This is a genomic window from Methylobacter sp. BBA5.1 (genome assembly GCF_000746145.1).
Taxonomy (GTDB): Bacteria; Pseudomonadota; Gammaproteobacteria; order Methylococcales; family Methylomonadaceae; genus Methylobacter; species Methylobacter marinus.
Window position 1 is genome coordinate 50,055 of the sequence record NZ_JQKS01000017.1, and the last position, 12,321, is coordinate 62,375.

At 57.1% G+C, this 12,321-nt stretch carries 6 protein-coding genes; 1 reads left to right on the forward strand and 5 read right to left on the reverse strand.

The window, feature by feature from the left end:
• Positions 1-275: 275 nt before the first annotated feature.
• From EK22_RS11655 to EK22_RS23665, 5 genes are all read right to left on the reverse strand, one after another.
• Positions 276-1,601, reverse strand: coding sequence for a sensor histidine kinase (locus EK22_RS11655; protein ID WP_020161411.1), 1,326 nt, complete (start codon positions 1,599-1,601; stop codon positions 276-278).
• A 38-nt stretch (positions 1,602-1,639) separates the two neighbouring features.
• Positions 1,640-2,086 (reverse strand): PepSY domain-containing protein, encoded by a 447-nt coding sequence (locus tag EK22_RS11660; protein WP_152565084.1) that lies wholly within the window; start codon positions 2,084-2,086, stop codon positions 1,640-1,642.
• Between the two features lie 65 nt (positions 2,087-2,151).
• Complete coding sequence (locus EK22_RS11665; RefSeq protein WP_036251118.1) at positions 2,152-4,086, reverse strand: heavy metal translocating P-type ATPase; 1,935 nt, start codon at positions 4,084-4,086, stop codon at positions 2,152-2,154.
• A 164-nt stretch (positions 4,087-4,250) separates the two neighbouring features.
• On the reverse strand, positions 4,251-7,736 hold the full coding sequence (locus EK22_RS11670; protein WP_051961865.1) for an EAL domain-containing protein: 3,486 nt from the start codon (positions 7,734-7,736) through the stop codon (positions 4,251-4,253).
• A gap of 85 nt (positions 7,737-7,821) precedes the next feature.
• Positions 7,822-11,133, reverse strand: a complete 3,312-nt coding sequence (locus EK22_RS23665) for a bifunctional diguanylate cyclase/phosphodiesterase (RefSeq protein WP_235209309.1) — start codon at positions 11,131-11,133, stop codon at positions 7,822-7,824.
• A gap of 716 nt (positions 11,134-11,849) precedes the next feature.
• On the opposite strand from EK22_RS23665, the gene EK22_RS11680 reads away from it, so the two are divergent.
• The gene (locus tag EK22_RS11680; RefSeq protein WP_020161406.1) at positions 11,850-12,317 is read left to right on the forward strand and encodes a PepSY-like domain-containing protein; all 468 of its coding nucleotides are present in this window, start codon (positions 11,850-11,852) and stop codon (positions 12,315-12,317) included.
• Positions 12,318-12,321: the final 4 nt, after the last annotated feature.

The window sequence follows — 12,321 nt, forward strand, 5'->3', positions numbered from 1 at the left end:
ATACGATTGGTTCAAGTTGGTTCAATGGGGTAATTGCCCCGGCGGGGTATGTATTGGTGCTATTGAATGCCTTCAAAACGCCACTAAGGATTTGGTCATAAATAATTTCCCTGTTTAAACATAGGATGTGCCGACGGCAGGAGGCGCATCGTTCGCGAGCGATGCGCTTCACTGCGTCACCTGGAGCGCCTACTTTGGGTCAGCACATCCTAAGATTTTGAAAAGATGCACGTTGCGTCCCCTGCGGTTTCTTGAATGATCAGGCCGCCGCAGGCTTACAACGGCTCGGTCAGGGGTAAAACGACTTCCACGCAGAATCCGCCCAAGTCGCGGGAGCGATGAAATTTCAGCTCTCCGCCATGGTGTTTAGCAATGGATTGCGCCGTGGACAGGCCGATGCCGTAATCGCCGAGGCCTTGGTGCGGGAGCATATTGGCCGGAGTGTGCTCAAGCATATCGGTGTCGGAAATGCCCGGTCCGTCATCTTCAATTCTCAGGTAAATGGCCTCATCGATTTCAAGGCTCAGCTTGACTCTGGACTGGGCCCATTTGCAGGCGTTTTTGAGCAGACTGCTGGACAGTTCCAGCATATCTTCACTATCGATCAATAAGACATCGGTTCTCGGCATGATAAAGATAATGTCCAGATTCTTATCCCGGTACATGCTTTGCAGGGCGTTGATCAAGGTCAATATTTCCTGCTCAATATCAAGTTTCATCAGCGAAGGTTCCGGATCCTCCAGGAATGACGACTCCAGCGGGCAACCGCTGCCGGCGGTTTCTTCCGCTAAAGGCTGGCTGATTTCAGGCTCGGTTTGCAGGGGCTCTTCGTCAGGCAATTGCGGCAGTTCTTCCAGCGATGGTTTTAACGCCTGAGCCAGATCATCAAGGGCGTTCTGCGGGCGCTGCACGCGTTGTTCCAGTGCCTGCAGCAGCCAATTGATCTCATCGACCAGCGCCGATACCTCTTTGGGCGCTTCGGTCGTATCGAGTCGGGTGATCGTGCCTCGTTTCAAAGCGCTGAGTTGGCGCCGCATGGACTTTAACGGCTGAAATACGGTGCCGATAATAAGGGTCTGCATCACTATCAGCAGCAGCAATAGGGTCACCGCGATGATCAGAAAACGCAATTGAAACGGTTCGATGAACGCCAGTGTCGGCGACAGGTCTTCGGCAACAGCAACGACGATGGTCCGGTCGTGCCGGTCATAACCATAGGCCATGACCAGCAAGGACTGCTGCTGCGGGCCGGACAGATAAAGCCGGCGCTTTTCGCCGGCTGCCAAATTCGGAATGGACAGGTCCATATCCCATAACGAACGCGAGCGCATGATCTCGTTATCGCTGTATAGCTGGTAATACTGACCTGAAAAGGGTTGCTGGTAGGCCGGGTTGATCTGTTCCTTGTCGAGCCCGATTTTTTTGGTGTTATCGATCCGGGTTGCCGCCAGCACATTTTCGGCTTCCTGCGCCAGACGCGATGCGACATGCTTTTCGGCGATATCCTGTAGGGTGCCGTCGGTCAGCCACCATAAAGCCGTAAATGTGGCTGTTAAACTGATCAATAGAGCAACGCCGAGACGTTGTTGCAACGATTTCATACGGATTGTTCCTTCAACTGGTTAAATCCCGTCTATTTTCAATTAGTGGCGGTTGCACGTTTTTTAGAGCCCTTCTTTTTGGCCAGAACCAATTCAGGTTGTATTAATTGACCGGATTGCGCGTTAATGGTTAAAGTTTTCACGATACCGTTATTGTCGGCGATGTCAATTTTATAAAAGATCAGCTTGTTTTTCCTTTCCAGTTTGATATCCATGACCGGCCCCGGGTATTTTTCGACATACAGATCCAGGATGGTTTCAAGCGGTTGCACAATGCCGTCGTCGAGCAGTTCCTTGGCCCGGTCATGATCATCGCTCATGGCCATGCCGCTGGTGCTGAACAGCATGAACAAGGCGCCGAGCAACAGCAGTTTTCTCAACAACTGGAAAATACTCGGCAGATAGGAATGAAGGCCTGCGTGCAGGCGGTACAGGTGTTGTTGCCGAGAGTGTGACCTAGTAGAGGATAAAGTAATCATTATCATTTTTTTAGTCCAATCTCATAAAGTTGACAGTATTCTCTCTGACGGGAGCGCTGAACTACACGACATTAATAGTCAGAGAGGGTTTTCGGCGGTATCGCCGCCCTTAAGGCATTCAATACCGCAAAGACATCAATAATCTCCTGGGTAATGGCGCCCGCGACCGGCGTCAGATAGCCCAGGCCTGCCGCTATCATGCCGATCACGCTGAGCGACATGCCGCCTATGGCACTCTGCAGGGCAATCGCCCGCATGCGTTCGCCGATATGGAACAGTTCGTCGACTTTCAGCAGCGAGCTGTTCATAATCACGGCATCGGCGGACTCGCCGGTAATGTCGCTGTTCTGGCCAAAGGCAATGCCGATGGTCGCGGCGGTCAACGCCGGGGCGTCGTTAATGCCGTCCCCCAGAAATACGGTTTTCGCGGCTTTGGTTTCCCGGCGTACGATATTCAGTTTTTGTATAGGACTCTGTCCGAAGTACACATGTTCAATTCCGACCTGTTCCGCCAGATAACGGACTTCCGATTCCCGGTCGCCCGAAACCAGCATAACCCGGTCAAACAGATGGCTGGGATGCAGGTGATTGATGAAGGATGAACTGTCGGCGCGTACTTCATCGCGAAATTGCAACGTGGCCGCGTAGGCGCCATCAATCAGTACGATGCATTCCAGACCGCCACAAACGGGCGGTAACCGCGCTTCCGGCTGAAGGGCAAGCAACTTCTGGCGGCTGGTGACCTGGACCCGTTTTCCATCCACTTCGCCGCTCAGCCCTTCTCCGGGCAGTTCCATGATATTGCTAACCTTGAGTAATGGCAAAGCGGATTTTTCGGCGGCTTTGATTATAGCGCCGGATAACGGATGCTTGGAATAGCGTTCCAGGCTGGCAATCAGTGACAGCACGGCCTGTGCGCTATGGCCGTGGCCGGGAATCAGGGCAGTCAAGGCCGGGCGGCCGTAGGTCAGCGTGCCGGTCTTGTCGAAGATAGCCGTGCGGCAGGTGCCCAGAGTCTCCAGAATGGCCGGGTTCTTGATGATGATCTCGCGCCGTGCCGCCAGCGAAATGGAGCTGATGATGGTGACCGGTATGCCGATCAGCAAAGGGCAGGGCGTGGCGATGACCAGCACGGCCAGAAAGCGGATCACGTCGCCGCTGGCCGACCAGGCCACCAGCGCGAGCGTCAACGCCACCGGCGTGTAGACGGCGCCCAGCTGATCGCCCAGGCGCCTGAGTTTGGGCCGGTGCTGCTCGGAGGAATGCATGACCTCCATGATCTTGGCATAACGCGAGTCGACGGCCAGTTTATCGGCGCGAATGGTCAGCGCCGTTTCGCCGTTGATCGCGCCGGACAGCACTTGCGAGCCGTTGACTTTCGACATCATGTACGGCTCGCCGGTCAGATAGGATTCGTCCATCGTGCCGGTGCCTTCCACGACCGTACCGTCGACAGGACAGATTTCATGGGGCAGGATCAGCAAGATATCGCCGATAGCAACCTGCTCGGTGGTGATGTCGGTCATCGTATCGTCCGTTTTGCGGTGCGCGATGGACGGCATGCGCCGGGCAAGCGCTTCCAGCACCGAAGACGCCCGGCGGACGGCCTGGGATTCCAGTACCGCGCCGCCGGCCAGCATCAGCACGACCAGGCTGCCCGCCAGGTATTCATGCAGCAGAACGGCCGTGACGATGGATATGCCGGCCAACAGGTCGGCGCCCAGGTCGCGCCGGAACAGCTTGCCGAGCAGCTGGTAAAGCAACGGCACGCCGCCCAGTATCAGCACGGCGATCAGCGGCAGTTCCTGTTGCAAAATACGAAAACTGAACCGGCCTGAGTACGTGTCGGCGCGCGGCGAGGTCAGGGAGGCATGGCCCGACAGGGTATAGAACTCATGGCCCGCGTCGAGGGCATAACGCAGTATCAGATAGGCGCCGATGCCGAGAAGGCTCAAAACGGAAATGAGGGTTTCCGGTTTTGAAGAGAGTTGTGGGTTATGGGCCATTTTGTCTTACTGATGTTGCGCAATTAAATTGTAATGACAGCGGTTTGGCAAAATACCGTTAGCGCGACGGTATTCTGAATCGGGTTCGGCCTGCCGGATGGTGCGAATTTTCCGGCCGGTATATCACTGTATATTAGCAGTGCCTTAAAAAAAAACCGATTATATCATTGCAAATTGCCCGGTTGGGTTGCGTTTTGACTGCTGAGCAGGCGTTCAAATGCCTCGGCGGGCAGCGGTTTCGAGAACAGGTATCCCTGGCCGTAATCGCAGCCGACGGTCGTCAGCAGGTCGCGTTGCTGCGGTGTTTCCACGCCTTCCGCGATGACCTTGATGCCGAGCTTGTGCGCCATGACGATGATCGCCTCGCACAGCGCCATGTCGTCGGAGCCATAGGCCAGGTTGCTGACAAAGGACTGGTCGATCTTGAGGTAGTCGATGTCGAATTTTTTCAGGTAGGACAGTGACGAATAACCGGTGCCGAAATCATCGATCGCCACTTGTATGCTGGCGTCGCAAAATTCGAGCAGCTGGTCGGTGACGGCCGTGCTGGCATCGAGCAATACCCCTTCGGTGATCTCGACGACGATGCTTTGCCCGGAGAGTTCCTGTTGCTGCAGATGCTCGAACCAGGCGGCATGGTTGCTGTTTTCGTTATGGAACTGGATGGGCGATTTGTTGACGCTGATCTGGAAATCCGGCCGGTACAGCTTACGCCAGTGTTTGACCTGGCAGGCCGCTTCGCGGAACACCCAGTCGCCGATGTCGATAACCAGGCCGGTTTCCTCGGCGATGGTGATGAACTCGGCCGGACTGATCGGGCCGCGGATCGGGTGCTGCCAGCGGATCAGCGCCTCGGCCTTATGAATCACGCCGGTCGCCATCTCCACGATCGGCTGATAGGCCATGCTGAACTGGCCGGCTTCGAGCGCGCCGCGCAAGTCGTTGGCCAGCCTCATGCGGTTGTGGGCGGCTTCCTGCATGGACGGCGTGAAATAATTGTAGCGGTTGCGGCCCTGGTTTTTGGAGGCGTACATGGCCTGGTCGGCATTCTTGAGCAGCGTGTCGATGCCTTCGCCGTCATCGGGATAAAAGGTGATGCCGATGCTCGCCGAGACATAAGCCACTTCGTTTTTCATGTGAAACGGTTCGATCAGTTTCTGCAGGATCGTGCGCGCGATGCGTTCGACGATGCTGATGTCGTCCACTTCGGTCAGAATAATAGTGAATTCATCGCCGCCCAGGCGCGCGACGGTGTCGGTTTCGCGCACGCAGCCGCGCAGGCGTTGTGCCGCATCGATCAGCAGAATGTCGCCCATGTCATGTCCCAATGCATCGTTGACTTCCTTGAAGCGGTCGAGGTCCAGAAATATCACCGCCAGCGGCAGGCCCGTGCGGCGCGATTTCTTGCAGGCCTGTTCCAGCCGGTCATAAAGCATGCGCCGGTTCGGCAGGCCGGTCAGCGGATCGAAATTCGCCTGCTGCCAGATCAGAACCTCGGCTTCTTTACGCTTGGTGATGTCGCGGGTAATGGATAATTGGACCAGTTTCTCGCCCGGCTTGCTCGAGAATGGCACGGCATGGGTTTCCATCCACCGGCGCGTGCCGTGCAGACCGATGATTTCGTATTCGAGCGTGTCTTTCTGCCCCTGGCAGACCCGCTCGTTTAGCTCACGGAAGGCATCCCGATACTCGGGGGCAATGACGGGATAAACGTTTTGCCCGACAACGCCGGCCTCGTCGTCGGCTTCGATCATTTTAAGGCCGGCTGCGTTGATCGCTAGCAGTGTGCCATCCTTGTCAATCAATTTCACGCATTCGGGCGAGGTTTCGATGATCGTACGCAGATATTGCGAACTCTCGCGCAGCGCATCGCTGGCCAGTTGTCTTTCAATCGCGATGCCCGCCAGCTTGGCGGACTGCTCGAGCAAGTCGATTTCAGCGGCATCCGGCGCTTTGGCGGCGCTGTGGTAAATGGAAAAGGTGCCGAGCATTTTGCCGGCCGCGGTCATGATGGGTTCCGACCAGCATGCGCCCAGGCCGGCGCTGGCGGCCAGGGTTTTGTAGGACTGCCAGTAGGGGTGAGAAGCGATATCCTCGACAATGACGCGCCGGCCCGTGCAGGCCGCGGTGCCGAAAGAGCCCGCGCCGATGCCGACAGGTGTGCCGTGAATGGCTGAATTATAGTAATGCGGCAGACTGGGCGCGGCGCCGGTCAACAGATGCTTGCCGTCGCCGTCCAGCAGCAGGAGGGAACAGCGCATGGCGGGATTTTGCGCCTCCACGCTCAGCGCCAGGGTTGCCAGAATGTCCGGCAGAGGCAGGCCTTTCGATACCTGCTCCAGCACCTGGCTGTGCGAGCGATTCGCCATTTCCTGCCGCTTGCGTTCGGTAATGTCGGTTTGCGTGCCGATCAGGCGCAAGGCCTTGCCGGAGGCGTCGCGGCTGACTACCATGCCGCGCGTCAGCAGCCATTTCCAGCTGCCGTCGCGATAGCGGGCGCGGTGCTCGTTGTTAAAATACCGGGTCTTGCCGTCCAGGTGCGCGTGCAGGTCCTGCATCATGCGCGCATAGTCCTCGGGATGGATGGTCGATTGCCAATGCCGGTATCCGCCTTGGCGTTCTTCCTCCGTGTAACCCAGTATTTCATGGCAGCGTTCGGAGAAGAATATTTCGCCGGTCCGGAAATCCCAGTCCCATACGCCATCGCCGGCCCCTTCCAGGGCAAATTTCCAACGTTCCTCGCTAGTACGCAGCGCCGCCTCGCTTTGCCGCCGCTTGAAAATGGTCAGCGCCTGGGTCATGCCGACTAGGGTCAGCACGATCAGGTAGAGCCAAAAGTTGCTCAGGTGGATCTGGGGGAACTCACTGGCGAAATACCCGACTTTGTGAATCGAGCCCAGCAGACCTTGCAGCGCCGTGATGCCGATCACCAGCAGCACGCCGTGACGGCCGAAACGGGCAGCGCTCCAGGTGATGAAAGGGAAGATTAAAAAGGCTTTCAGCGAATCGCCCACGATGTCGTGAAACCAGCCGAGGAAGATAATCTGGCCGGCAATAAAGGTCAGGCCGAAACAGCCCGCGGCCTCCAGCGCGCGTTGCTGCCCAAGCCAGTAGGGGGGCGCCCTGCGCCAGATTAATATCAGCGGTGTTGCCAGTATGATGCCCAGCATGTCTCCCTGCCACCAATGCAGCAGGCCGGGCGCCAGCGTTTGCCGGGTCAGGAATCCGGTCAGCAGCAAGGTCGTCGTCCCGGTCAGGGCGCTGACGCAGGCGCCGGCGGCGGCCGCCAGGGTCAGCCAGAGGAAATCCCGGGGATGGGTCAAAGCGGTATCGAAGTGCCCGGAACGGGACAGCACCTGCAGGCAAACGAATGCCTCCAGTGTATTGCCGGCGGCAATAAACGCGGCGACCCAGGCAGTGCAGCCGGCCATCAGGGCGCCGGCGAGGGCGCCGGCAAAAATACCGGGCCAGTACTTTCGGCCGCCGAGCAGCAGCGCGGCCAGCGCCAGGCCGCTGGAAGGCCATATGACAGAAATGACACCGTTGGCGGAAAAAAAGTCCAGCACGATTTTGGCAAGCAGCGCATAGCCGAGTGCCAGGGCGGCCAGCCAGGGCACATCGGACCAGCGGTAAATCAGTAATCGGGTCAAGGTGGTGTTACCTGAAAGCAGGTTGTCGACAGCGGCAAGTCGGGCAAATGCCGCGCTAAACTATCAGTGGCAAGCCGGCGAACGGTCAGCATGGGGCGTTTTCCGTGGTGTGGTCACTAATGAGCAGAGCTTCAAACTCATCGGCCGGCACGGGCCTTGAGAACAGATAGCCCTGGCCGTAATCGCAGCCGACGGTGGTCAGCAGGTCGCGCTGCTGCGGCGTTTCCACGCCTTCCGCGATGACTTTGATGCCGAGCTTGTGCGCCATGACGATGATCGCCTCGCACAGCGCCATGTCGTCGGAGCCATAGGCCAGGTTGCTGACAAAGGTCCGGTCGATCTTGAGGTAGTCGATGTCGAATTTTTTCAGGTAGGACAATGACGAGTAACCGGTGCCGAAATCATCGAGGGCGACTTGTATGCCCTCGTCGCGAAACTCGAGCAGCTGGTCGGTGATGGCTATGCCGGCATCGAGCAATAGCCCTTCGGTGATCTCGACGACGATGCTTTGCCCGGGCAGTCCCTGCTGCTGCAGATGCTCGAACCAGGCGGCATGGCTGTTGCCTTCATTATGGAACTGGATGGGCGATTTGTTGATGCTGATCTGGAAATCCGCATGATGCCGTTCTCGCCAGTGTTTGACCTGGCAGGCCGCTTCGCGGAACACCCAGTCGCCGATGTCGATAATCAGGCCGGTTTCCTCGGCGATGGTGATGAACTCGGTCGGACTGACCATGCCGCGGGTCGGGTGCCGCCAGCGGATCAGCGCCTCGGCCTTATGAATCACGCCGGTCGCCATCTCCACGATCGGCTGATAGACCACGCTGAACTGGTCGGCTTCGAGCGCGCCGCGCAAGTCGTTGGCCAGCCGCATGCGGGTCTGGGCAGCTTCCTGCATGGACGGCGTGAAATAGTTGTAGCGGTTGCGGCCCTGGTTTTTGGAGGCGTACATGGCCTGGTCGGCATTCTTGAGCAGCGTGTCGATGCCTTCGCCGTCATCGGGATAAAAGGTGATGCCGATGCTCGCCGAGACATAAGCCACTTCGTGCTTCAAATGGAACGGTTCGGCCAGCTTTTTCAGGATGTCCTGGGCAATCCGTTCGACATTGCCGGGGTTGTCCAGTTCGCTCAGGATAATGGTGAACTCGTCGCCGCCCAGGCGCGCGACGGTGTCGGTTTCGCGCACGCAGCTGATCAGGCGCCGGGCGCCTTCCGTGAGCAGGATGTCGCCCATGTCATGGCCCAGGGTATCATTGACTTCCTTGAAGCGGTCGAGGTCCAGCAGCATCAAGGCCATCGGCAGGCCGGTGCGGTGATTTTTCTTGATGCCCTGTTCCAGCCGGTCCTGGAACAGGCGGCGGTTCGGCAGGCCGGTCAGCGGATCGAAATTGGCCTGCTTCCAGATCGTCTGTTCGGCCAATTTCTGATCAGTGATGTCCGAGAAGATGGCGATGCGTTGCTGGACATTGCCGGTGCTGTCGTAAATCGTGTTGATCATCAGCCATTCGAAATATTCCTCGCCGTTTTTGCGCCGGTTCCAGACTTCCCCCTGCCAGCGCCCGGTTTTTTCCAGCGTATGCCACATGTCCCGATAGAAGGCGATGTCATGGCGGCCGGATTTAAGCAGTTTGGTCGATCGACCGACCGCCTCCTGCTCGGTATAGCCGGTCAGCTGCGTGAATGCCGGATTGATGGCGACGATGCGGTTATTGGTATCGGCTATCATGATCGCTTCACCGATGGCCCGGTAGACGGTGGCCGAAAGCTGTAGTTTCTGCTCGAATTGTTTGCGTTCGGTGATATCGATGACGCAGGCGATGACGGTCATGCGATTATCGAGCTCGACCGGACTCAGGCTGATTTCGACGGGAAATTCGGAGCCATCCTTGCGGACCGCGGCCAACCGGTTATTGTGCCCTATAGGCCGTGGGTGCAGGGTCCGCATGTATTCGGCGCGCTGTCGGCCATGATCAGCCCGGGAGAGCTTCGGCACCAGCGCGTCAACATCAAGGCCGATCAGTTCGGTGATCGGATAGGCGAAGATTCGCGCGGCAACCTGATTGGCGAACAGAATGATGCCGTCATGATCGACCAGCAGCATGCATTCAGGCGATGCTTCCAGGATGGTATGCACCTGTCGCCACTGCAGCTGCTTGCGTTTGCTGATGTCTCTATGCGTGCCGATCATGCGCAACGGCCTGCCGTCTTCGCCGCGGCTGACTACTACGCCGCGCGTGGCCAGCCATTTCCAGTTGTTATTGGGGCAGAGAATGCGGTGCTCATTGATAAAAGCGGCGGTCTGGCCGTCGAGATGGGCTTGCAGATCGGCCATCATGCGCTCATAGTCGGCCGGGTATATGATTGACTGCCAGTCCTTGTCGCTGTTTTTCCCCTCATTCCGGGACAAGCCGAGTATGTCCTTGCAGTATGCGGAAAAGAAGGTTTCATGCGTCTGCAGATTCCAGTCCCATACGCCGTCTCCGGCGCCTTCCAGGGCGCACTTCCAGCGTTCCTCGTTGACGCGCAATTCGTCCTCGGCCTGGGCGCGTGCGGTAATGACCAGCGCTAGCGCCATGCCTACGATCGTCAGTTCGAGGGTGTAGAACCAAAAATTGATCAGGCCGGTTTGCGCGATGTCGTCGGCAAAATAGCCGATGCCGTTTAATGCGCCCAGCAGCGCTTGCAGCGCCGTCATGCCGATGATCAGCAAGACCCCGTGCCGGCCGAAACGCACGGCGCTCCAGACCACAAAGGCGAACATGATGAAGCCGTTGGCAAAATCGCCCAGGTCATCGACAAACCAATCCAGAAAGACAAACTGGCCGGCCAAAAAGGCCAGGCCGAAACAGGCCAGTGCCTCAAGCGCGCGTTGGTGTTTAAACCAGTCGCCGGGCGCTTGCCGCCATACCAGGATCGGCGGCGCCGCCAGGATAATGCCCAGCGTGTTGCCCATCCACCAGTGCAGCAAGCTGTCCGGCAGCATTTGCAGCGTCAGCAGGCCGGCCTGCCAGAATGCCGTGACGCCGATCAGCGCCGCCGCGGCGGCGGCCGTCGCGCCGGCCAGCGCTAGTCGGTAATAGTCGCACGGGTGCATCAATGAAGGGTCGAATCGATGCGGACTTCCGCATTTTCGGGCGAATCCCTGCCTGAGCAGCCAGACGGCGAGCAAGGGTTCGATGGTATTGCTCAAGGCGACGAATAAGGATGGCGGCAGCGCATGCCCGAGCGCAAGGCGGCCGAGCAGGGAGCCGGTCAACAGGGCCGGCCAGTATCGCCGGCCGCCGGACAGTAAGGCGGCCAATCCCACCCCGCTGGGGATCCAGGTGATGGAGATGGTGGTTGAATCGATAGTCAAATAACGCAGTATGATGTAGACCGATAGCGCATATGTCAGCATCAATCCGGCTAATTTGGGCAAATCGGGCCAGCGATAAACCCGCAATAGGTTCGGAATGTTTTTGCCTGTAAATAAGGGCGAAGTAAGAGAGAATTTCACGGATTGCTATCGGGCATAAATGACGGTTACAAAACTTCCAATAGGGTTAGCCCGCCACACGCTTGCCGCGGTGGTCGGCATGCCGATGGTGTGCGCCTTGTTGATTGTGCCTCGCTCCTGACATTGCCCAGGCGGCGTCGAATGTGGAATGAGAGCAAGGAATGATGGATACGGAACGGCAAGAAACCGCTTGTATGGCGTTTCTGATCTGACGGAAGGGTATAACGCGGAGCATGAAATTCAAAGCGGTTTTGATTTGATATACGGTAAAAACTCCGGCGCCGGCCGTTACCCATGGCCTGTTTGCCGCCCGTATTCTCACTGGCAATCTGTGACAACGCAGTTACAAGTTGATATTTAAGCATTATGGCCAAAATGCTGGGCTCCTGAATTGTAAGCTTTCGCGGACGCAGTTTACCAAATATTACCGGTACTTTCTAAATAAAGTGCGTACCCGGAATACCGCCTTGTTACCGCTATCGGCTTTCAGTCGGCGTTTGAAAGATTGGAAAGTTGGAATCGGGCGAGTAATATAGGCAGGCTTTGCAATCGCATTCGGTGAAAGGGATTGTGAGCGGCTGTTCTGTCACTATATTTTACTTATCAGGTACATATAAATGCGCAAATATCTTTTAAACCTCGGTTTTTTAGTCCTGGCTATGCCCGCATTCGCCGTCGGTGCCGCCGTTGTGGCAAAAGAAGCCATTCCCGAAAAAATCATGGCCCGGATTCATGAACAACACCCCAATGCCGCGGACATCGAGGCCGAACGAAAGACACATTTTGGCCAGGCGGTGTATGAAATTCATTTTAAGGACGGCGAGAGCGATCTGATTGAGCTTTATAGGGAAAACGGGCATTTTTATGTCAGCGGCGAAAAAATCGATGCCATGAATCTGATGCCGGAAGCTGTCGATGCCAATTTGAAAGCCGAGTTTACAACGTTTGAAATCAAAGAAGCGATATTAATCGTCAATCCCAACGGCCCGGGGGAAGAGTACGACTTGACGGTCGTCTCGAACAATCAGGAGTGGAGCCTTACCATCGATGGCAAAGGCAATATCATCAAAAAAGAACGCAATTAACGGC

Coding starts and splice junctions, on each gene's coding strand:
- EK22_RS11680 (WP_020161406.1), top strand. CDS start 11,850: ATGCGCAAATATCTTTTAAACCTCGGTTTTTTAGTCCTGGCTATGCCC.
- EK22_RS23665 (WP_235209309.1), bottom strand. CDS start 11,133: ATGCTGACATATGCGCTATCGGTCTACATCATACTGCGTTATTTGACT.
- EK22_RS11660 (WP_152565084.1), bottom strand. CDS start 2,086: ATGATAATGATTACTTTATCCTCTACTAGGTCACACTCTCGGCAACAA.
- EK22_RS11655 (WP_020161411.1), bottom strand. CDS start 1,601: ATGAAATCGTTGCAACAACGTCTCGGCGTTGCTCTATTGATCAGTTTA.
- EK22_RS11665 (WP_036251118.1), bottom strand. CDS start 4,086: ATGGCCCATAACCCACAACTCTCTTCAAAACCGGAAACCCTCATTTCC.